Source organism: Gluconacetobacter diazotrophicus PA1 5, from assembly GCF_000067045.1.
GTDB lineage: Bacteria > Pseudomonadota > Alphaproteobacteria > Acetobacterales > Acetobacteraceae > Gluconacetobacter > Gluconacetobacter diazotrophicus.
Genome location: NC_010125.1, coordinates 327464 through 348048 on the forward strand (window position 1 = coordinate 327464; position 20585 = coordinate 348048).

Here is a 20585-nt window from a genome sequence, read left to right on the forward strand (position 1 = left end):
CCGGCCGGGCGATCCGGCCATGGGGCGGTTGGAGGATCCGGTGTCGGCCAAGCCTACCATTCTGGACGTGGCGCGCGTGGCGGGCGTGTCGAAATCGACGGTTTCCCTGGTCCTTCAGAAGAACCCGATCGTCAGCGAAGGCGCCCGCAGCCGGGTCCTGGCCGCCATCCGGCAGGTCGGGTACGTCTATAACCGGAATGCGGCCAACCTGCGCCAGTCCCGTTCGAACGCGATCGGGATCGTCGTCAATGACGTGACCAACAGCTTCTTCGCCGAGATGGCGGTCGGCATGGACATGATCGTGCAGTCGGCCGGCTTCGTGCAGTTGATGGCCCATACGGGCGAGAGCGTGGAACGCCAGGCCGAGGTCCTGTCCGCGATGCTCGAACACGGTGTCTCGGGGATCATCCTGTCGCCCGCGCGCGGCACGCGCGCCGCCGACCTGAAGGCCCATATGGCGGGGCCGGTCCCGATCGTCCTTGCGGTCCGGGACCTTCCCGGCCTCAGGGCAACCACCGTCGTCGCCGACAATCGGGCCGGCAGCCACGAGGCCGCGCGCCATCTCATCGGCCTCGGCCACTGCCGCATCGCCTGGCTGGGCGGCTTTCCGGATACGTCGGTCTACCAGACGCGCCTGTCCGGCCTGCGCGATGCGATGGCGGAGGCCGGCCTGCTGTTCGAGGAGGCGTATGCCGTCGAAAGCAACGCCTCGCGGCCGGGTGGGGTCCAGGCCATGGGGCGCCTGCTGGACATGCCGGGTCATCCGATGGCCTGCATGTGCGTCAATGACGCGGTGGCGTTCGGGGCCTGCGACGGGCTGCGCGGCGCCGGACTGGAACCGGGGCGGGATTTCGCGATCGTCGGGTTCGACGACGTCATGGGCGCGCGGACGGCCGTCCCGGCGTTGACGACCGTCGCAACGGACCCCGAGGCGGTCGGCCGGCGCACGGCGCAGATCCTTCTGCACCGCATCAGTTCCGGCGACGTCCGGCCCGAGACGATCACGACACCGGCACGGCTGGTCGTGCGCGCCAGTTGTGGCGAGCCCTGGTCGGCCGGACCGGTCGCGGCGGCAGGCGCCGTCCCCGAAATGCGCTGAACCGACGCGGCTCTGGAACCTTCCAATTAGAAAAAAGGCAAAACAAGAGCGGACCGGAGAGTCGCCCGATGCCTGACGGAACGGTGAAGGTTTCGATCGCGGGGCCTGTCGCCACCGTCACCCTGGCGCGTCCGGCCCGGCGCAACGCGCTCGACCTCGGCATGCTGGACGCGCTGTTCCATGCCTGCGACGAGGTCGATGGTGCCCCGCACGTCCGTGCCGCCATCCTGACGGGTGAGGGGGACGCGTTCTGCGCGGGGGGCGACATCCATGCCTGGGGCGGAATGGGCCCCGGCGATTTCGGCCATAACTGGGTGCGGCATGGCCATCGCGTCTTCGATCGCCTTGCGACGCTGCGGATGCCGCTGATTGCCGCGATCAACGGCCACGCCCTGGGCGGCGGCCTGGAGATCGCGGCCACCGCCGATATCCGCATCGCCGAGACGCATGTCCGCGTCGGCCTTCCGGAGGCCAGTCTGGGCATGGTGCCGGGATGGTCGGGTACCCAGCGCCTTGTCAGGCGCCTGGGGGCGCAGGTCGTGCGCCGGATGGCGCTGGGCGGCGAGGTCCTCACGGCCGGCGAGGCGCGCGACCTGGGCATTTTCGACAGCGTCGTGGCCACGGGGACCGCCCTGCCGGCCGCGCAACAGGCGGCCGACCGGATCGTCGGGCGTGCGCCGGGCGCGACCGAGGCGATCAAGCTCATGATTTCGATCGCCGAGGGCGAGGACCGGGGGGCCGCCGTCGATGCGCTGGCGGCGATCGCCGTTTCGGGCCGCCCCGACATGACGGAAGGGGTGACCGCGTTCCGTGAAAAGCGCGCGCCGCGATTCAGGGGCGGCTGGTCGTGACCACACGACGGATGGCCAGGCCCTGAGGGGCACGCGACCCGACCCTGCTGCAATCCGCTCCGGGAGAAAGACATGGCATATGACTATGTGATTGTGGGCGGAGGGCCGGCGGGCTGCGTTCTCGCCGCCCGCCTGAGCGAGGACCCCCGGGTCCGGGTCCTCCTGCTCGAGGCCGGCGGAAGCGACCGGAACATGCTGTATCGCATCCCCGCCGGCTTCGCGAAAATGACCAAGGGCATCGGCAGCCGAGGGTGGGAGACCGTTCCCCAGAGGCACATGCAGGGCCGCGTGCTGCGCTATACGCAGGCCATGGTGATCGGGGGCGGATCGTCGATCAACGCGCAGATCTACACCCGTGGCAACGCGGGCGATTATGACGGCTGGGCACGGGAAAAGGGCTGCGAGGCCTGGGAATATCGTCGCGTCCTGCCTTATTTCAAACGGGCGGAAAACAACCAGCGCTTCCTCGACGACTATCATGGTGCCGGGGGGCCGCTGGGTGTGTCGATGCCCGCGGCGCCCCTGCCGATCTGCGAGGCCTATATCAAGGCCGCCCAGGAACTTGGTATTCCCTACAACCATGATTTCAATGGACCCCGTCAGGCCGGCATCGGGTTCTTCCAGCTGACGCAGCGCAATCACGAACGGTCGTCGGCATCCCGTGCCTATCTCGGCGCGGCGCGGGGGCGGAAAAACCTGACCGTGCGGCTCAATGCCCAGGTGCTGCGGGTCGTGGTCGAGAAGGGGCGGGCAATCGGGGTCGAGCTTTCGTTTTCCGGCCGGACGGGATTCGTCCGGGCGGAGCGCGAGGTCATTCTCTGCTCGGGGGCCATAGGCTCGCCCAAGCTGCTGCTGCAATCGGGCATCGGCCCGGCCGACGAACTGTGCGCCCTGGATATCCCCGTCATGCACGATCTGCCGGGCGTGGGCCGCAACCTGCAGGACCATCTGGATCTTTTCGTCATTGCCGAATGTAGGGGCGATTTCACCTATGACGGTGTCGCGCGGCCGCATCGGACGCTTGCCGCCGGCCTGCAATACCTGATCTACAGAAACGGCCCGGCAGCCTCGAGCCTTTTCGAGACGGGAGGGTTCTGGTACGTCGATCCCAGGGCCGCATATCCGGATCTTCAGTTTCACCTGGGCCTGGGTTCGGGGATCGAGGCAGGCGTCGCGCGGCTTCGGAACGCGGGCGTGACCCTGAATACCGCCTATCTGCGCCCCCGGTCGCGCGGCACCGTGACGCTGCGGTCCGCCGACCCGGCGGCCGCCCCGCTGATCGATCCGAATTATTTCAGCGATCCGCATGATCGAACCATGTCGATCGAGGGCCTGAAGATCGCGCGCGAGATCATCCTGCAGCCGGCGATGCAGGATTTCGTCCTGGCCGAGCGTCTGCCCGGTCCCGCCGTGCGCACCGACGCCGAACTGTTCGATTACGCGTGCCGGAACGCCAAGACCGACCACCATCCGGTGGGGACGTGCCGGATGGGCGTCGGGGCGGATGCCGTGGTGGACCCGGAACTGCGCCTGCACGGCATTGCCGGGCTGCGCGTCTGCGATGCGTCGGTGATGCCGAAGATACCCTCATGCAACACCAACAGCCCGACCATCATGGTGGGCGAGAAAGGTGCGGACATGATCCTCGGCCGGCAGCCCCTGGCGCCGGCGATCCTTGACGACCAGCGCAACGATATCCCGCAGCACGCGCGGCGCGAGGTCGCCTGACGACCCGGGCCCGTGCCCGCAATGGTGTGCCTCAAAACAGGGGCGTGGAGACACACATGTCGTTCATCAAGGCCTACATTGAACAGCAGACGATCAGCCGGCGCAACCTGCTCCTGCTGTCGGCCTACGGGCTTGGCGGGATGGCGACGATGGGCGCGCTGCGTCCGCGCGGCGCGCGGGCGGCGGGGTCGGCGCCGCCGATCGCGTGGAGCTATCGCGACCGGACGGACCCGTACTGGAACGCGATCGTTTCCGGCGGCGAGGCGTTCGTCCAGAGCCTGGGCCTGCCCCGGAGCGCGCTGATCAACCTGATCAACGAAGGATCGAGCGAGAAATCCCTTGCCGACATCAAGGCGGTTCTGTCGCGCTACGGCAGCGGGGTCGCGCTGGCCGCCGACACCAACGACGCCCCGAACTGCCGCCCGGTGGTCGAGGCGGTCAGCCGGGCCGGCGCCTATGTCTCGACCATCTGGAACAAGACCGACGACCTGCATCCCTGGGATTTCGGCGACCATTACGTCTCGCACATGACATGGTCGGATGTCGGGCCGTCGGAACAGACGGCGCGGCTGCTGTTCGATGCGATGGGCGGCAAGGGCGGCGTAGTGCATCTGGGCGGCATCGCCTCCAATAACCCGTCCATCGAGCGCCTGGCCGGGCTGAAGAACGCGCTGAAGGCCTATCCGAATGTCGAGCTTCCGGGGGTCCAGGCCGCCGACTGGGATACCCAGAAGGCCAATCAGGTCATGTCCGGCTTCCTGACCCGCTACGGCGACGGGATCAAGGGCGTGCACTGCGCCAGCGACACCATCGCCTATGGCGTGATCGAGGCGCTGCGGGCCGAGGGGATCGAGACCATGCCCATCGTCTCCTATAACGGGAATCCGCAGGCGGTGGATCTGGTGATCAAGGGCAAAATCCTGGCGACGGTGTTCAACAACCCGTACTGGGGCGGCGGCATCACGGCGGCGCTGGCCTATTATGCCGCGACGGGGGTCTTCAGGCCGTCCGCCGAGCCGAAGGACCATCGCGAATTCTACGGTCCGACCGTCATGGTGACCGCCACGGACGCGCGGGACTTCAAATCGAAATATATCGACGGCAATCCGACATACGACTGGAAGGATTTCTGGGGCCTGAGCAAGGGCCAGATCCAGTACAAAGCCTGACCGGCAGGGCGGACCTTGCCCGGGTCCTGCCGCGGAACGGTCGAGGATCGTGCTGGCGTGCGTCGGCACGCCCGTTCCCGCCCCCTTGACCGCGGCCGAGGCCGCATCGTCAAGGGGGCGGGATGTCGCGATGCGGTGCGCCGCTCAGGTTCGCGGCGGCTGATATCGCGGTGTGGGCGATTGGGCGTCGATCGTCCGGGTGTTGGGCGTGCTCAGGAACTCGACCGTCATTCCCCAGGGGGTGCGGCCATAGCAGAACGTATTGCCCTCGCCCTCTTCGATGCCGAGCTGTGCGCGTGGACGCGTCAGCAGTGTCCCGCCGGCCTCGGTGAAGCGTCGGGTCGCCGCCTCGATATCGTCCACATAGAGCGCGAAATGCTGCAGCCCGAAATCGGACGCGCGCGCCGGCGGATGCTGATCCGGCGCACGGATTTCGAACAACTCGATCCCCGGTCCGAAGCCGAGCTTGAGCATGCGCATGGCGATGACCGCGCCGCCGGCTTCCAGGCCGAGCGTGGCTTCTGCCTCCGGCCCCGCGAAAGGCGGCTTCTTCCGCGTCATGTTGTCGTAAAGCGCAATCGCCCCGAACGCTTCAACAAGGAAACGGCTCGCGGATTCGAGGTCGGGCACCGTGATGCCGACATGGTCCATGCCCCGGATCATTTGAAACGACACGGCTGATCGACCGTGGGCTTTTCGGCAAGCTGAACGACCATCAGCGTGACCGGGCCGTCGCCCACATTGCCTGCAAGATGGCCGCGATGGCCCTGCGCGTCGGGTTTGCTCATCTGATCCTCGCCGAGTGAGACGTCGCCCGGGTTGAGCGTAACGCGCGTGCCGTCCTGCGCCTGGACCCACCAGCTTCCCTTGAGCGGGATGATCCATTGCACCTTGGGGTCCGGATGCCAGGCGCCGTTCCAGTGGCTGGGTTGCACCGTGGACACCACCTGGGCCGTGCCTTCGGGGGTCGGGTCCGACCATTGGGGCGCCGCCGGCTTGTTGACGGTCTTGAGCGTGTAGGTATGGAACTGGCAGCGCGTCATGTGGCTGACGCCGTTATGATCCACCCAGTTGTCCCAGTAGACGGCTGTCGGCGGCGCGGGCGATTGCGCGCGCGCGTGGCCGGTGAGACCGGCGAGGGCGAGCAGCGCCGCTGCGCCGAGACGGACCTGCGATGGGCGGGGAAGGAAATATGCAGTCATGACTGGCGAGTCTCCGCATTGAAGCGCTGCTCCCGCTGGAGGGGGAAGCGGATGATGTGATAGGAGGCACGCGCCTTCTGGGCCGCGACAGCTATGCGGGCATCGGATTGGACCGCCCCGCAACCGTGGGTGGGATCGTGTAGAGGGCCGGTCGCGGTGAAGCGATTGAAAAGACACGTGGTGGTCCTGGTATGAATGGCTAACGCGTCTGCGACGAACTGTTGCTGCATGACCGGATGACGTTTCTGTGAGCGTAAAGGGCGCATCCGGGAGGAGCGTATCCGACAGGCCGCGATCCCGGGTCCCGCCGCCTCGGCGCGTCTTCGGCCAGAAACCTTATGACATATTCGTGGTTAGTATCGTTGCATGATGCTGCGCCTGCATGAAGATAAACCGGAGAAGCGCCTTGGGACAAACGCGACCTGTTCCTCTTTCCTTGCGGATCACTGGATTTTTTCTGATCATCTATGGCGTCGTCATGACGATTCCGGGCGTGTGGCTGATCACGCTGGGCGACAGCAGTTACTATACTGTCGCGGGCGTGCTGACGCTGGTCAGCGGCGGCCTGATCGTCACCGGGCGGGGTGCGGGGCTGTGGGTCTATGCTATCATGCTGGGCAGCACCCTGGTATGGGCGCTGTCACGGGTGGGGCTTGACGGATGGCGCCTGCTGCCGCCCCTGGCGCTGCCATCCGGCATCGGCCTGTGGGTTTTCGGCCCGTGGGTGGCCGGCCGCCTGCGGGACCCCAATGGGCGCGTCCGCATCAATACGACCGTACTGGGCGGCATGGGCAGTTGCGCCGCCCTGTTCGTCTTCCTGTTCGCGTGCGGATGGGCCGTTACGGCCTCGCGCACGATCCAGCACAATCCGTTTCCGACGGACCATCGTGACGGCGCGCTGATCAATGCGGAATCCCTGGCCAACAATGAATGGCGCTATATGGGCGGTACCTCGGCCGGTGACCGCTTCGGAATGGCGAGCCAGATCACCGCGGACAATGCCCATGACCTGAAACCGGCCTGGATCTTCCATACCGGGGATGTGCCGCGCGCCGACGAAAACGCGCGCGGACGCGAATTCAGCTTCGAGGCGACGCCGCTGAAGATCGGCGACAATCTTGTCTTCTGCACGCCGCATCGCGATGTCGTGGCCGTGGACGCCACCACCGGCAAGCAGGTGTGGCGATACAGCCCCAATGGGGATTACGGCCAGAATATCTACCAGGCCTGCCGGGGCGTATCCTATTTCGAGGCGCCCGCCGGATCGCCCTGCCCGCATCGCATCATTTCCACCGATTCCGGCTCGCCCCCGACCCTGTTCGCGCTTGACGCCGATACCGGTCGCCTGTGCCCGGCATTCGGTCATGACGGCGTTGTCGACCTGCGTGAAGGCATGGGCGTCATCCCGGCGGGATTCCACTTCATCACGTCTCCGCCGATGGTGATGAACAATCGCATCATGCTGAGCGGCTGGGTCTACGACAACCAGACCGTGGGCGAGCCGTCGGGCGTCATTCGCGGCTTCGACGCGACCACGGGCCAACTGGCCTGGGGGTGGGATATCGGGCATACGCCCGCCAACCGCCCGTTGAATCCGGGTGAAACCTTCACGCGCGGCACCCCCAATGGCTGGGGCGTCTATACGGCCGATCCCGCCCTGAACATGGTCTATGTGCCGCTGGGTATCGCGACGCCCGATTATTACGGCGTCAAGCGCCGTCCCTTCGACGAGCAGTATGATACGTCCCTGGTGGCGCTGGACATCACGACGGGCGAGGAACGCTGGCACTTCCAGACCGTCCATCACGACCTGTGGGATTTCGACCTTCCGGTCGGCCCGTCGCTGGTCGATCTGCCGGACAGCAGCGGCCGGATGACCCCCGCGCTGGTCCAGACCACCAAGCAGGGCGAGCTGTTCGTGCTCGACCGTCGTACCGGCAAGCCGTTCTACCGTGTCGAGGAACGACCGGTACCGGGAGGCACCGTTGCGGACGAACGGTATTCCCCGACGCAGCCCTATTCGCCGGACATGCCGAACCTGCGCCGGTCCGACCCGACGACGGACGATCTGTGGGGGATCACGCCGTTCGACCAGATGGCCTGTCGCATCGCCTTCAAACGCATGAGGTTCCAGGGCCTGTTCACACCCCCCAGCGCGCAGGGAACGATCGGGTTTCCGGCATTCGACGGCGTGGACGACTGGTATGGCGCGACGATCGATCCCACGCGCGGCGTCCTGTATGTCAACACGACCTATATCCCGTTCACCATGCAGCTTGTCCCGTATGGGCAGGCCCTGAAGCAGGGCCTGTTCAAGCCATGGGCCGGATGGAACCAGCCCTATCCCGAGCCGACTTTTTCGAACAATCCGCAGCATGGCCTGCCCTATTCCGCCGTCATCAAGCCGTGGCTGGGCATTTTCGGGGCGCCGTGCCTGGCGCCGCCCTGGGGCAGGACGCAGGCCATCGACCTAGTGCATCATCGGAAGATCTGGGAACGCGCGCTGGGAACGACGAAGAATGTCGGCCCGACCAATGCCCTGCGTATGCCCGTCGGGCTGCCGACCGGCATCTTCAGCATGGGCGGCACGCTGACGACCCCGACCGGACTGGTCTTCATGGGCGCCACTGCCGACCAGGCGTTCCGTGTCCTCGACGGGCGGAACGGCCGGATTCTTTATGAAACCACCCTCGATGCCGGCGGGAACGCGACCCCGATGACCTATATGGGCAAGGACGGGCGGCAATATGTGGTGCTCGCGGTGGGCGGGCATGGCGGCCTCAAGACACGGAACGGCGACGAGGTCGTGGCTTTCGCCCTGCCTAAATGACGCGTGAGAAACCGGACCCGCTTCGCCGCTCGGGCGAAGCGGGTCCAGGCGGCGCGGCGCTTCCCCTTGGTGAGTATCCCCCCATCATAATTCCTCCGATCGTCTTCGTAGGGAGGATCTGCTGCGGTACGCCCGGCGGCAACAGGAAAGGCCAGGCATGATGAGTGTCCGGACAGATTTTTCCGGCTGCGGTTTCGGACGTATCATCATTCTGCTGGCGTGTGTTCTCGGGGCATATCTGCCGGCCTCCGCCGCCGCCCAGGCGACGGACGACGTGGCATCGGCTTTTGCGCAGGCCGCGAAGGAGGGACCGCAGGACGAGGCCATCGAAACGGCGCAGCAAGCCGCGATGCTGGTGCGCCCGCTTCAGCCCTCGACCCTCCTCGTGCCGGGCACCAGCCCCTATCAGACCGCCCATCTGTTTGGCGACTGGGGCGGTATCCTGCCGTTCCTGCACAGGCGTGGCATTTACCCTTTTCTGAATTACCTGGCGGAATCCGCGGGGAATCCGGTCGGGGGCATGCGGCAGACGGGTGCCTATGCGCACCAGGTTTCCATTGGTGCCGATCTGGACTGGTACCAGATCGCCCATGTCAAAGGCCTGAGCACCCATTTTCCCAACGCGCTCGTCTTCGCGATGCGGGCCAATGTGACATTTTAGCTCCTGGCCACCACCCACCTCTTCACCAGTTCGGCGGCCAGCAGGTACGCCACGACCAGACCGGACAGGACGGCCGCCATCGCGGGTGAAGGCGGCTGGAACCCCACCCATCGCCCCGCCGGCGTCAAGGGTAGCACCATGGCCACGGCCAGGGCGAGGAGGGACGAGGCGACCAGGGCGGATTGCGGCCGGGTGCGCCACGGGCGCCCGTTGGTGCGGATGATGAAGATGACCAGGATCTGCGTCGCCATGGATTCCAGGAACCACGCCGTCCTGAATGCGGTTTCCCCGGCATGGAACAGGAACAGAAGCACGCCGAAGGTCAGGAAATCGAACAGCGAGGACAGCGGCCCCATCACGGCCGCGAACCGCAGCAGGCCGCGCATGTCCCAGACCTGCGGCCGGGCGACGGCTTCCGGCCGCACGGTGTCGAACGGAATGCCGATTTCCGAGAAATCGTACAGCAGGTTGTTCAGCAGGATCTGGGTCGGCAGCATCGGCAGGAACGGCAGCGTCATCGAGGCCACGGCCATCGACAGCATGTTGCCCAGGTTGGAACTGGCGCCCATGCGGACATATTTCAGGATGTTGGCGAAGGTCCGCCGCCCTTCCTCGACCCCGTCGGCGACGACTTCCAGGTCCGGGGCCAGCAGGATCATGTCGGCGGCGGCCTGGGCCACGCCGGTCGCGCCCTCGACCGACAGCCCGACATCCGCGACCTTCAGCGCCGGGGAATCGTTGATGCCGTCGCCCAGGAACCCGACGACCGCCCCCCGCGCCCGCAACGCCTTGACGATCCGCGATTTCTGGTCGGGCGCCAGCCGGCCGTAGGCATGGACCGCCTGGGCCCGCACGGCCAGCGCCTCGTCGCTGAAGGCTTCGATGTCGGGGCCGGACAGGACGTCCTCGGCGTCGATCCCGACCAGGCCGGCAATCCGCCGGACGATGACCGGATCGTCGCCCGACAGGATCTTGAGCGTGATTCCCGCCGCCGCCAGGCGGGCGATGGCCCCGGCGGCGGTCGGCTTGGGCGGATCGACGAAGGTGCACAGCCCCTCGAAGACCAGGTCGGCCTCATCCTCGCCTCCGATCTCGCCGGGCGGCGTCGTCCAGGGGCGGGACGCGATGGCGATGTGCCCGCTGTCCCGCGGCGGCCAGTGGCGCGGATACGCTCGGCCGCCGCCGCGCGCGCCGCCTCGTCCATCGGCAGGGACGCCCTGCGCGCGCTGCGTCGTGCACAGCGGCAGCACGGCCTCCGCCGCGCCCTTGACGATCAGGACCGCGCCTTCGGGGCCGGATGTCAGGATCGACCCCAGCCGCCGGCTGAAATCGAAGGCCCGGCGCGCCGTCTCGGTCCAGCCGTCCTCGGCCGGCGCTCCCCGGGCCAGCGCCAGGTCCAGCGCGCCGCGATCACCCCCCAGCCGCCCGGCGATGGCGCCCAGCCGCGCCGGACGGGCGGAGGGCCTGCCGGCGGCATCCAGCGAGCCGGCCAGCGCGATTTCGGCCGAGGTCAGGGTCCCGGTCTTGTCGGTGCACAGCACCGTCATCGCGCCCAGGTCGTGGATCGCGGCCAGGCGCTTGACGATCACCTTGCGCCGCGCCATGCGGATGGCGCCGCGCGACAGCGTGACGGTGGTGATCATCGGCAGCAGTTCGGGCGTCAGCCCCACGGCCAGCGCCACCGCGAACATCAGCGAATCCAGCGCCGGCCGCCCGGCGAGCACGCGGACGGCCAGCACGATGACGACCAGCGCCAGCGTCAGCCGCGCGACCACCAGCCCGAACGCGTGCAGGTCGCGCTGGAAGGGCGAGGGGCCCCGTGCCTCGGCCAGCGCGGCGGCGGCGGCGCCGAACAGGGTCAGGCGCCCGGTGCCGACCGCCAGCGCGATCGCCTCGCCGGTCTGTGCCACGGCGCCCCGGAACAGCGCGTTCGTGGCCTCTGCCGCATCGGGGGTTTCCGCCGGTCCCGCCCGCTTTTCCACCGGATAGGGCTCGCCCGTCAGCGCCGCTTCGTCGGCGGTGAAGCCGCTGGCCGACAGCACCAGGGCATCGGCGGGAACGATGTCGCCGGCCCGCACGCGCAGGATGTCGCCCGGGACGATGGCGGCCACGTCCACATCGACGAACCGCCCGTCGCGCCGGGCCTCGGCCCGCAGCGCGACCGACCGCCGCAATTCCTCGGCGGCCTTCAGCGCGTATCCTTCCTGGACCGTATCCAGCCCGATCGACAGCACCAGGATGGCGACGATGATCGACCCGCCCCCGGCATCGCCGGTCGCGACCGAAACGACCCCCGCCGCCAGCAGGATCAGCGACAGCGGTTCGAACAGCCGCCGCGTCACCGCCCGCACGGGGCCGGCGCGGCGGGGCGGGGCATCGGTGTTGGGGCCGTAGCGTTCCAGCCGGTCCTGGGCGTCGGCCGTGCTCAGCCCGTCCAGCCCGCACTGCAGCAGGCCGCAGAGGGCTTCGGGCGTGCGGGTCCAGAACACCTTCAGGTCAGGAAGCCGAGCGTCCGCCATCCCACCGCGCCGATCCACGCCGCGTTGCGCGGCCTCCCCGCCTTCCGCAGCCTGAATCCCTAACGGCCGCACCATTCGCCGGTTCGGCACAAAACCGAAGCCGCCCCCGGCCCTTATGCGTGCAGCCGACGCCCGCGCCCCGCGTTAGGCCCACGGGTCCAGGGGCACTGTTGAACATACGCAACACGACGGTGAAATACGTCAAAAACCGCCGGAATGTTTACATTCAACGCGCATATGACGTTCATATCATACAATACGATTAATTAATTGTTATAAACTGTGGAATTCCGCCCATGAAGTTCGTCCCGTTCTTCGCAAGAAACCAGTCGAACAGGCGGGGGCGTGGGGCGTGGTGCCTTTTGCTGTCCACTGCCTTGACCGGCCTGTCCGCCGCCCACGCGGCGGACCCGACCCCGGCGGCGAAGCCGCGGGCCACCCAGCACACGGCGCAGCCCGCGCCGCGCCGCGCTGCGCCGGCGGCCCGGCCGGTCCAGCCCGCGTCCCCGCCGCAGCCGGAATCCATCGTGGTGTTCGGGCAGGGATCGACGCGGCAGATGACCAGCGTCACGACCAGCATGATGCGGCAGAGCGTGCCCGGCACGTCGCCGCTGAAGGTGCTCGACCAGCTTCCGGGCGTGCTGTATCAGTCGGCCGATCCCTTCGGCGCCTATGAATATTCCAGCCAGGTGTTCATGCGCGGGTTCAGCCAGAACCAGTTGGGCTTCACGCTGGACGATATCCCGCTGGGCGACCAGCAGTTCAACAATTACAACGGCCTGACCATCACGCGGGCGCTGACCAGCGACAATATCGCGGGCGTCGATGTCTCGCAGGGGGCCGGGGGCATCGATGTTGCCTCCAGCAGCAATCTGGGCGGCGCCATCCAGTTCCATTCCATCGACCCGTCCCATACGCGCGGCGGCACGGTCGAACAGACCTTCGGCAGCAATGCGACCTTCCGCACCTTCGTCCGCCTGAACAGCGGCGACCTGAACCCGACCGGCACGCGCTTCTTCGTCTCCTACGCCCGGACCGACATGAACCTGTGGAAGGGGCAGGGCTATGACTATTCCGACCAGGTCAACGCCAAGCTGGTACAGCCCCTGGCGCGGGATTCGTCGCTGAAGGTATTCTTCGACTGGAGTTCCACCCAGCAGTTCGACTACCAGGACATGACGCCGAACTACCTGCGGACGATCGGCCCCGGCCTAGCCAACTATTATCCCGACTACACCGCCGCCTATCGGGCCGCCCAGGGCATCTACCCCGCGCAATACACGAAATCGAACGACCCGTTCGACGCCGCCTATTATGCCGGCACCGCCAACCGCGTCGATTACCTGGGCGGCGTGACCCTGGACGAAAACTTCAATTCCCACCTGAACTGGAAAACGACGGTCTACGGCCACGGCGACAGCGGCTACAGCACCTGGTCCACGCCGTACATGCATTCGCCCAACCGGGCGCCGCTGTCACAGCGTGTGCAGAATCCCGGCATCACGCGCGCGGGCTTCCTGTCGGCGGTGACCTATACCGTCGCGCGGAACACGATCAATGCCGGTGTCTGGTACGAATACGACCAGTTCACCGAAAACCGTGCCTTCGCCGAGGCCCCGCTGCTGGGCACGGGCACGCTGGGCAACCCGACGGGCGGCTATCCCGGCAATGTCTTCGCCGCCCCGTGGCAGGAGGTCTTCAACACCAACACCTTCGCCTTCCACCTGCAGGACACGTATCACGTCACGCACAACCTGACGCTCAATGCCGGGTTCAAGTCGATGATCGTCTCGGCCGGCAACCATGTGCCGGGGCAGGTGCCGGCGCTGAACGGCGGCAACCTGATCGCCCAGGGCAGCCTGACGGCGTCGAACGCCTTCCTGCCCCAGCTTTCCGCCAACTGGCGCTTCCTGCCGCATCACGAACTGTTCTTCGACGTCTCGCACAACATGCGCAGCTACCCCGAGGACGGGTACGGCACCAACGTCTCGGCCACTCCCTGGACGGCGAACCAGACCGCGTTCCAGGCGTCCAAGGCCTCGCTGCGGCCGGAAACGGACTGGGTGTACGAAGGCGGATACCGCTATACCAGCCCGCTGGTCAGCGGCCTCGTCTCGCTGTACCGGATCAATTTCTCCAATCGCCTGCAACTGATTTCCAGCAATGCCGGCATCAATCCCATCACGGCGGTGCAGAATGTCGGCGGGGTGACCACCAACGGGGCCGAGGTCAGCGCGACCGTGCGCCCGGTGGACGGGCTGTCGATCTACAATTCGTTCTCCTACGCACATTCGACGTACGACCAGAACGTCATGACCGCGACCGGCCTGGAACCCACACGCGGCAAGCTGGTCCCCAACTATCCGACCTTCATGTACAAGGGCAGCATCGCCTACACGATCCGTAACTTCAACGTGCATGTCGACGGCAACTACATCTCCAGCCGCCAGTTGACCTATACCAACGACCTGCACGTACCCGGCTATTTCCTGGCGAATTTCGGAATGCGCTACAATTTCGGCGATGTCCGGTTCCTGAAGGGCGTGACGGCCAGCTTCAATATCTACAACCTGGCCAACAAGACCTACGTGGCCACCACCAACGAACTGGGAAACAATTTCACCGATACCGGATACAATTATTTCCTTCTGGGGGCCCCGCGTCAGTTCTTCGGCAGCGTGAGTGCGAATTTCTAGGCGATTATACCGTTTCCAAACACGGTTGGTGCGGGGCGTCATTGGTCCGCTTTTGGGAAAGGTTGCCGGGGAAACTGAACAGTACTGTGCGGTATCTGGGATGCCGATGTCGAAGATGCACTCTCCTTGTCAAAAGCGGCTGATCTGTGAGGTTGGCCATAGCACCTATTTATCGCTTGTCTCCTCCCTGTGTGTACATGGTATGATGACACATAGGGAGGGGTATATGAGTGAACAGCTTTCTGGCGGCGGGCCTGCTCCGCTGAAAATCGGAGTGCGGGAACTCCGGGGGAACCTGACCACCTATCTCCGTCAGGTCCGGCAGGGCAGCACGATCCTGGTGACATCACATGATGAAGTGGTGGCCGAATTACGTCCTCCTTCACCATCCTGTCGTCCTCGTCGCCAGCCCGGCGCATTGCGCGGGCGGATCAGGCTGCGTGATGATTTTGACCAGACGCCACAGGATGTGCTCGACAGCATGGATGGAGAGTCGTGAAGGTCCTGCTCGACACGCATGCTCTGCTTTGGTGGCTATCAGATTCTGAAAGACTCGGGCCCCAGGCCGGGGAGATTATCGCAGACCCGGCGCACGATATTCTGGTCAGCGTCGTCTCGCTCTGGGAGATCGCGATCAAGATCCGGATCGGCAAGCTGGATGCCGATCTGAACGAAATCCTCGATGCCATCCCGGCAGAGGGTTTTACCCTTCTTCAGATCCAGCCTGAGCATCTGAAAGTCCTGATGGAACTCCCCATGCACCATCGAGATCCCTTCGATCCCCTGCTGATGGCGCAGGCGCAGAGTGAACATGCACTGTTTCTGTCGGACGACAGCCAGATGGATGGCTATCCTATTAAAAAAATCCGCTGTTCATGATTGTTCCATAGGGCTTTCCCTCAATCCTTCTAGGGGCGCCGCGTCAGTTTTTCGGCAGCGTGAGCACGAATTTTCAGGCGATCATACCGTTTGCACACGTGGGTCGATGCGAGGCATCGTTGGTCCGCTTTCGGGAAAGGGTGCCAGGAAAGCGGACCCAAAGAGAAGAGATTGGCGGCTTTCGCCCTCTTCTTGGTCGTTTTCTTCATTCAATAAGCTTCTACGAAGCGGACATGCCTGAAGATGCTGCTTGACCGCTGCTGCTGGTATCAGCAAAGTCGATTTTGCCTAAGAGCCTGTTTGGAAAGTCATGGATGAGCGTTTCTTCGGGTGAGATTGGCGCCCATGGCGACGAAGATCATGGCCTGTGAGACATCGATGCGACGCTCGTAATCGCGCACGAGGCGTCGCCATCGGGTCATCCATCCGAAGGTTCGCTCCACGACCCAGCGCCGGGGGAGAACCTCAAAGCCTTTCGCTCCGTCCCTGCGACGGATCACCTCGACGACGAAGTCCAGGTAGGCAGCCTTGTCCATCAACTGGAGCCGGTCATAGGCACCGTCCGCGAATAGATGCTTGACCCACGGCCAGCGCTTGCGGATCGCGTCCAGGATCATCTGCGCTCCGGCGCTGTCGGAGATGTCCGCCGGCGTCAGGTTGACCATCAGCAGGCGTCCGTCCGTATCCACGGCGATATGCCGCTTGCGCCCGACAATCTTCTTTCCAGCGTCGTAACCTCTTGTTTTCGCGTGCGGCGCCTTGATGCTCTGGCTGTCGATCACTCCGGCCGAAGGGCTGGCTTCACGGCCCGAGCGCTCCCGGTCAAGCATCAGTTCCACATCATGAATGGTCTGGAACAGGAACCGCCGGGCCAATTCCCTGAACCAACCATAGACCGTACGCCAATGCCCGAAATGGATCGGCAGCATTCGCCAGCCGCAGCCGGATCGAACCAGGTAACGAACCGCGTTGATCACCTCGCGGAATTCGATCTCGCGCGGACGCCCCGTGCGTCCCGGCTCGGGCATCAGTGGCGCGATGCGCGCCCATTCCTCCTCCGTCATATCAGACGGATAACGCTTCGTCTTGCGGGTAATCCTGGCCATGCGGCCTCTCTGCTCTGGCGTCCACATCCAGAGCTTGAATCACACTTCAGCGACTTTCCAAACAGGCTCTAAAAAGACAGCGATGCAGGTATGGTGACAACCTGTGGTCTCTTCAGAGACAGTCACGCTTGAGCGAGTAAGACCGCTCTTGGCCATGGCCGGACACGACGAGGACAGGCCTCGTCCGTGGTCGGTCGTTGTTGTCCATGTTGCGACCGGCTCGTGTCCGTCTCACCAACGGAAAGGCACAGTCATGAAGCTGAACCACATCAACCTCTACAGCCACGATACCGAGGCTGATCGCGCAATGTTCGAACAGTATTTCGGCCTGCGCAATCTTGTTGTACGTGGAACCAAGATGGCCATCATGCAGGACAATGATGGGCTGGTGCTGATCGTCAACCATTTCGACAACAAGCTCGAAGGCTTCGATTATCCCAAGCAATTCGACATCCTGCACATTGGTTTCATCCAAAAGTCTCGCGAGGACGTCGATGCTCTATATAAGCGCCTGAGCGAGGACGGCTGGGAGGTGCAGGCACCACGCGACGCACATGGCGCGTGGTCTTTCTACTTTCGAGCGAAGGGTGGCTACTTCATCGAAATAACGACATTAACGCCAGTTCGGCCCGTAGAAGCGTATCCGGGAAACCCACAATAATGCCCGGCATGAGCGGCTGAGTAACCTGAACTGCCTGTCTGATCTATGATGCAGGATCAGACAGGCAGCAACCGCCTCACTCAAGACGTAAAAGCGTAGAAAAGCATTTTCCGAGAGCGGACATTTTCCTGATTGAACGACTTTATCCGAAGAGTGAACATTGATAATAACTTCAATAAATTCAACAAAAAGCACGGGAAAAATAGTTTTGTAACTTATTCTATCGAACGCAGTTAAAGCTTGCTTCTTAACGAAGAGAACGTGATGACCCAGCCGCATACCACTGCAGCCTGTACTGGCAAAACCCTCGCTATTCCGAGGCTCAATCGGGCCTTGTTTGCCTTATGCGCTCTCAATTTCTTCATGGCGGACGTCCAAGCGGGGATAGGGCCCTTTCTGGGCGTTTTTCTTCAGCGTCACGGCTGGCAGACGGGACCGATCGGAACCGTCATGACCGTGGGAGGCGTTGCCGGAATGCTCGCCACCATTCCCGCGGGCGCGCTGATTGATCACACGACGAAAAAGCGGTTGCTCGTCATTGTGGCAGCGCTCTGCACGATTTCCGCGTCACTCCTTCTGCTAAGCTCGCAAGCGGTGCCGGTTGTGACGGTCAGTCAACTTGCAACCGCTCTGGCCGGAGCCGGGATTGGTCCTCTGATGGCGGCCATAACGCTCGGGATCGTGCGCCAGAAAGGCTTCAACACACAAATTGGCCGTAATCAGGCCTGGAACCACGCCGGCAATATGGCCGGGGCCGGACTGTCTGGCTGGCTCGGTTGGCAGTTTGGCCTCTCAGCGATTTTCTTTCTTGAAGTCGCCTTCGGTCTGTTCGCCATTTCTGCGGTGCTCCTGATCCCGGAAAAATCCATAGATCATAAAGCTGCACGCGGACTGGACGATGAACCTGCTCACGATGAGGGGACGACCGAGGGGCTACGATCCTTTCTGCGACACAAGCCTCTTCTCATTCTGGCGAGTTGTTTGTGTTTCTTCCATCTCGGAAATGCCGCGATGCTCCCGCTCTACGGCATGGCGGTCGTCAGTGCAGGCAAAGGTAATCCCGCCATGTTCACGGCGATGACTGTGATGGTCGCACAGGCTGTGATGATCGTCGTGAGCCTGCTGGCCATACGTGTCGTCAGGAACCGTGGGTACTGGATCGTCCTGCTGATATCGTTTGCCGCCCTACCGCTGCGTGGTTTGATCGCGGGAAGCTTCATCCAGCATTGGGGGGTGTGGCCGGTGCAGATCCTCGATGGGATCGGTGCGGGGCTTCAGAGTGTCGCCGTGCCGGGTCTGGTGGCCAGACTGCTGAACGGAACCGGACGCATCAATATCGGACAGGGTGTGGTCATGACGGCGCAGGGCATTGGAGCAAGCCTTTCTCCGGCTCTGGGAGGATGGCTTGCCGAAGATCTGGGATATCCGGTGGCGTTTTATAGTCTGGGCTGTTTTGCAATCTTGTCACTGGGGCTCTGGATAGGCTCGGCATCGATCCTACGCTCTGCCGATCAGGTGTCGGCATGACCTTTCACCAAGAGGCGATCTGGGCAATCGCGGCTCTGGCGACGGCCGGTGTCATAATCCAACCGTTCCGGGTTCCGGAGTGGGTATGGGCCGTCATAGGGGCGGCAGCCCTCGTGCTTACGGGGCTGATCCCCCTGACCATGGCGGAGACCGGCCTCCTGAAGGGCGGCGACGTCTATCTGTTTCTGATCGGCATGATGCTGCTCAGTGAAACGGCCCGTGCAAACGGGCTGTTCGACTGGATCGCGACCTGGGCGGTCAATCATGCCGCAGGTTCAACGGCAAAGCTGTTCACACTGGTCTATCTGGCCGGTGTCGTAGTGACGATGTTCATGTCCAACGACGCAACGGCTGTTGTGCTGACACCAGCCGTGTTCGAGGCAGCAAAAAAGGCAAAAGCTGATCCTCTTCCGCTGTTGTTTGCCTGTGCACTCGTTGCCAATGCGGCAAGCTTTGTCCTGCCTGTCTCCAATCCGGCGAACCTGGTTCTGTATGACGGCGCACTCCCCGCGCTGGGATCATGGATAAGGTCATTCGCGCTCCCGTCGCTCCTGGCGATCGTGACGACTTATGGTGTTTTGCGCCTCATGGAACAGTCACACTTGCGTCAGGACTGCATCTCCCAGGTTGGGACCACCCCATTAACACTAGGCGGCAAAGCGGCTTTTGTCGGCATCGCCCTGACCGCGCTTTTGCTTGTCACAGTGTCCGCTTTTGATCTGCCTCTCGGCTTACCAACAGCGCTCGCCGGTATTGGAACAGCATTGGGCGTATCGACGCTGGCACGACGATCGCCGATTGCGCTCATGAGGGATATTTCATGGGGTGTTCTCCCGCTGGTCGGCGGCCTGTTCGTTCTGGTAGCCGCCGTCGAAAGTGCGGGGGTGGTCGGGGTTCTTGACCACCTGCTTCAACACGCCGCCAATACCGACCTTGTGGCCACAGCTTGGGGAGCTGGCACTCTTTTGGCCTTCATTTCCAACATCATGAACAACCTGCCTGCTGGATTGATTGCCAGTGAGACAGTGGCGCAGACTCATGTATCGCGACTGGTAGTTGATAACCTGTTAATCGGCGTGGATCTTGGCCCAAACCTTTCCGTGACAGGATCTCTGGCCACAATTCTCTGGTTGCAGGTGATCCGTCGAGAAGGCGAAGAGATCGGGTTTCTGCAATTTCTCAGGGTTGGCGCCGTGGCGATGCCCGTTGCGCTCCTCACGGTACTCGGTGCCCGGCTTTTGATCGGGTGAACAGATTAGACGATATTCGCAGGCTGCTGCCAGCCTCAGAGCTGTCCGTAGATAAAATTTATTTTCCGACGAACTCTATGAATAGATGCGCTTGCTGTCTGTTAAATGGTTTTTGTTCTACGGAGAAAGTGGCTGTTGAGGCTTCGCCCAGTTCGAATGCATTACTGTCAGTTTCTCTCCACTATATTGCCGATAGCGGACACTCCGCTTTCCCGGCCAACTCGGCCATTCGACGAATGCATACCGGTGTCCACACCCGGGAAATGGACTGCCCTGCTTGAATGACGGGGCGGGGTGTACGGCGGCTGACAGCGGTCCGTGCGGGACGTCCTCCCCTGGGATTGGTAGCCGAGCCCCTGACCTGTCGATCTGGTGTCGCAAGCCGCCGTGTTCGCGAACGGTGGAAC

16 protein-coding genes are annotated in these 20585 nt (G+C 63.9%); 12 read left to right on the forward strand and 4 right to left on the reverse strand.

Going from position 1 to position 20585, the window contains the following annotated elements; translation table 11 throughout:
* The first annotated feature begins 40 nt into the window (after nucleotides 1-40).
* From GDI_RS01515 to GDI_RS01530, 4 genes are all read left to right on the forward strand, one after another.
* On the forward strand, nucleotides 41-1099 hold the full coding sequence (locus GDI_RS01515) for a LacI family DNA-binding transcriptional regulator (RefSeq protein WP_197535944.1): 1059 nt from the start codon (nucleotides 41-43) through the stop codon (nucleotides 1097-1099).
* A 68-nt stretch (nucleotides 1100-1167) separates the two neighbouring features.
* Nucleotides 1168-1950, forward strand: coding sequence for an enoyl-CoA hydratase/isomerase family protein (locus GDI_RS01520; RefSeq protein ID WP_012222592.1), 783 nt, complete (start codon nucleotides 1168-1170; stop codon nucleotides 1948-1950).
* Between the two features lie 72 nt (nucleotides 1951-2022).
* Nucleotides 2023-3678 carry a GMC family oxidoreductase gene (locus tag GDI_RS01525; protein ID WP_012222594.1) on the forward strand — a complete coding sequence of 552 codons (1656 nt, stop codon included), beginning with the start codon at nucleotides 2023-2025 and terminating at the stop codon, nucleotides 3676-3678.
* A gap of 56 nt (nucleotides 3679-3734) precedes the next feature.
* Complete coding sequence (locus tag GDI_RS01530) at nucleotides 3735-4847, forward strand: sugar ABC transporter substrate-binding protein (protein WP_012222596.1); 1113 nt, start codon at nucleotides 3735-3737, stop codon at nucleotides 4845-4847.
* A 144-nt stretch (nucleotides 4848-4991) separates the two neighbouring features.
* On the opposite strand, the gene GDI_RS01535 is transcribed toward GDI_RS01530, so the two are convergent.
* Both GDI_RS01535 and GDI_RS01540 read right to left on the reverse strand, forming a co-directional pair.
* The gene (locus GDI_RS01535) at nucleotides 4992-5510 is read right to left on the reverse strand and encodes a VOC family protein (protein ID WP_012222599.1); all 519 of its coding nucleotides are present in this window, start codon (nucleotides 5508-5510) and stop codon (nucleotides 4992-4994) included.
* Entirely contained in the window at nucleotides 5507-6049 is a 543-nt protein-coding gene (locus tag GDI_RS01540) for a cupin domain-containing protein (RefSeq protein WP_012222601.1), read from the reverse strand. Before GDI_RS01540 ends, GDI_RS01535 begins: the two co-directional genes overlap by 4 nt.
* A gap of 382 nt (nucleotides 6050-6431) precedes the next feature.
* Here GDI_RS01540 and GDI_RS01550 point away from each other — a divergent pair, with 382 nt between their 5' ends.
* Nucleotides 6432-8879, forward strand: a complete 2448-nt coding sequence (locus tag GDI_RS01550) for a membrane-bound PQQ-dependent dehydrogenase, glucose/quinate/shikimate family (protein ID WP_012222603.1) — start codon at nucleotides 6432-6434, stop codon at nucleotides 8877-8879.
* A 160-nt stretch (nucleotides 8880-9039) separates the two neighbouring features.
* Nucleotides 9040-9540 carry a hypothetical protein gene (locus tag GDI_RS01555; RefSeq protein WP_012222605.1) on the forward strand — a complete coding sequence of 167 codons (501 nt, stop codon included), beginning with the start codon at nucleotides 9040-9042 and terminating at the stop codon, nucleotides 9538-9540.
* Here GDI_RS01555 and mgtA read toward each other — a convergent pair.
* On the reverse strand, nucleotides 9537-12059 hold the full coding sequence (mgtA, locus tag GDI_RS01560) for a magnesium-translocating P-type ATPase (RefSeq protein ID WP_041249244.1): 2523 nt from the start codon (nucleotides 12057-12059) through the stop codon (nucleotides 9537-9539). The genes GDI_RS01555 and mgtA overlap by 4 nt on opposite strands.
* 296 nt (nucleotides 12060-12355) lie before the next feature.
* On the opposite strand from mgtA, the gene GDI_RS01565 reads away from it, so the two are divergent.
* From GDI_RS01565 to GDI_RS01570, 3 genes are all read left to right on the forward strand, one after another.
* Nucleotides 12356-14755, forward strand: a complete 2400-nt coding sequence (locus GDI_RS01565) for a TonB-dependent receptor (protein WP_012222607.1) — start codon at nucleotides 12356-12358, stop codon at nucleotides 14753-14755.
* Between the two features lie 202 nt (nucleotides 14756-14957).
* On the forward strand, nucleotides 14958-15254 hold the full coding sequence (locus tag GDI_RS18800; RefSeq protein ID WP_173363392.1) for a type II toxin-antitoxin system Phd/YefM family antitoxin: 297 nt from the start codon (nucleotides 14958-14960) through the stop codon (nucleotides 15252-15254).
* Nucleotides 15251-15634 carry a type II toxin-antitoxin system VapC family toxin gene (locus GDI_RS01570; protein ID WP_012222609.1) on the forward strand — a complete coding sequence of 128 codons (384 nt, stop codon included), beginning with the start codon at nucleotides 15251-15253 and terminating at the stop codon, nucleotides 15632-15634. The genes GDI_RS18800 and GDI_RS01570 overlap by 4 nt, the downstream gene beginning before the upstream one ends.
* A gap of 308 nt (nucleotides 15635-15942) precedes the next feature.
* Here GDI_RS01570 and GDI_RS01575 read toward each other — a convergent pair whose 3' ends face one another.
* A complete protein-coding gene (locus GDI_RS01575) occupies nucleotides 15943-16767 on the reverse strand; it encodes an IS5-like element ISGdi2 family transposase (RefSeq protein ID WP_012553437.1) in 825 nt (274 codons plus the stop codon).
* A 226-nt stretch (nucleotides 16768-16993) separates the two neighbouring features.
* Here GDI_RS01575 and GDI_RS01580 point away from each other — a divergent pair, with 226 nt between their 5' ends.
* The 3 genes from GDI_RS01580 (at nucleotide 16994) to GDI_RS01590 (ending at nucleotide 20178) form a co-directional block, all read left to right on the forward strand.
* Complete coding sequence (locus GDI_RS01580) at nucleotides 16994-17401, forward strand: VOC family protein (protein ID WP_012554285.1); 408 nt, start codon at nucleotides 16994-16996, stop codon at nucleotides 17399-17401.
* A 264-nt stretch (nucleotides 17402-17665) separates the two neighbouring features.
* Nucleotides 17666-18928: an MFS transporter gene (locus GDI_RS01585; protein ID WP_173363362.1), complete on the forward strand. Its 1263-nt coding sequence runs from the start codon at nucleotides 17666-17668 to the stop codon at nucleotides 18926-18928.
* Nucleotides 18925-20178, forward strand: a complete 1254-nt coding sequence (locus GDI_RS01590; RefSeq protein WP_012222617.1) for an arsenic transporter — start codon at nucleotides 18925-18927, stop codon at nucleotides 20176-20178. Before GDI_RS01585 ends, GDI_RS01590 begins: the two co-directional genes overlap by 4 nt.
* The last annotated feature ends 407 nt before the right edge of the window (nucleotides 20179-20585 follow it).

What these genes read in the sequence shown, in the direction of transcription:
- GDI_RS01520 (WP_012222592.1), top strand. Translation starts at nt 1,168, where the DNA reads ATGCCTGACGGAACGGTGAAGGTTTCGATCGCGGGGCCTGTCGCCACC.
- GDI_RS01525 (WP_012222594.1), top strand. Translation starts at nt 2,023, where the DNA reads ATGGCATATGACTATGTGATTGTGGGCGGAGGGCCGGCGGGCTGCGTT.
- GDI_RS01530 (WP_012222596.1), top strand. Translation starts at nt 3,735, where the DNA reads ATGTCGTTCATCAAGGCCTACATTGAACAGCAGACGATCAGCCGGCGC.
- GDI_RS01535 (WP_012222599.1), bottom strand. Translation starts at nt 5,510, where the DNA reads ATGATCCGGGGCATGGACCATGTCGGCATCACGGTGCCCGACCTCGAA.
- GDI_RS01540 (WP_012222601.1), bottom strand. Translation starts at nt 6,049, where the DNA reads ATGACTGCATATTTCCTTCCCCGCCCATCGCAGGTCCGTCTCGGCGCA.
- GDI_RS01550 (WP_012222603.1), top strand. Translation starts at nt 6,432, where the DNA reads ATGAAGATAAACCGGAGAAGCGCCTTGGGACAAACGCGACCTGTTCCT.
- GDI_RS01555 (WP_012222605.1), top strand. Translation starts at nt 9,040, where the DNA reads ATGAGTGTCCGGACAGATTTTTCCGGCTGCGGTTTCGGACGTATCATC.
- mgtA (WP_041249244.1), bottom strand. Translation starts at nt 12,059, where the DNA reads ATGGCGGACGCTCGGCTTCCTGACCTGAAGGTGTTCTGGACCCGCACG.
- GDI_RS01565 (WP_012222607.1), top strand. Translation starts at nt 12,356, where the DNA reads ATGAAGTTCGTCCCGTTCTTCGCAAGAAACCAGTCGAACAGGCGGGGG.
- GDI_RS18800 (WP_173363392.1), top strand. Translation starts at nt 14,958, where the DNA reads ATGATGACACATAGGGAGGGGTATATGAGTGAACAGCTTTCTGGCGGC.
- GDI_RS01575 (WP_012553437.1), bottom strand. Translation starts at nt 16,767, where the DNA reads ATGTGGACGCCAGAGCAGAGAGGCCGCATGGCCAGGATTACCCGCAAG.
- GDI_RS01580 (WP_012554285.1), top strand. Translation starts at nt 16,994, where the DNA reads ATGAAGCTGAACCACATCAACCTCTACAGCCACGATACCGAGGCTGAT.
- GDI_RS01585 (WP_173363362.1), top strand. Translation starts at nt 17,666, where the DNA reads ATGACCCAGCCGCATACCACTGCAGCCTGTACTGGCAAAACCCTCGCT.
- GDI_RS01590 (WP_012222617.1), top strand. Translation starts at nt 18,925, where the DNA reads ATGACCTTTCACCAAGAGGCGATCTGGGCAATCGCGGCTCTGGCGACG.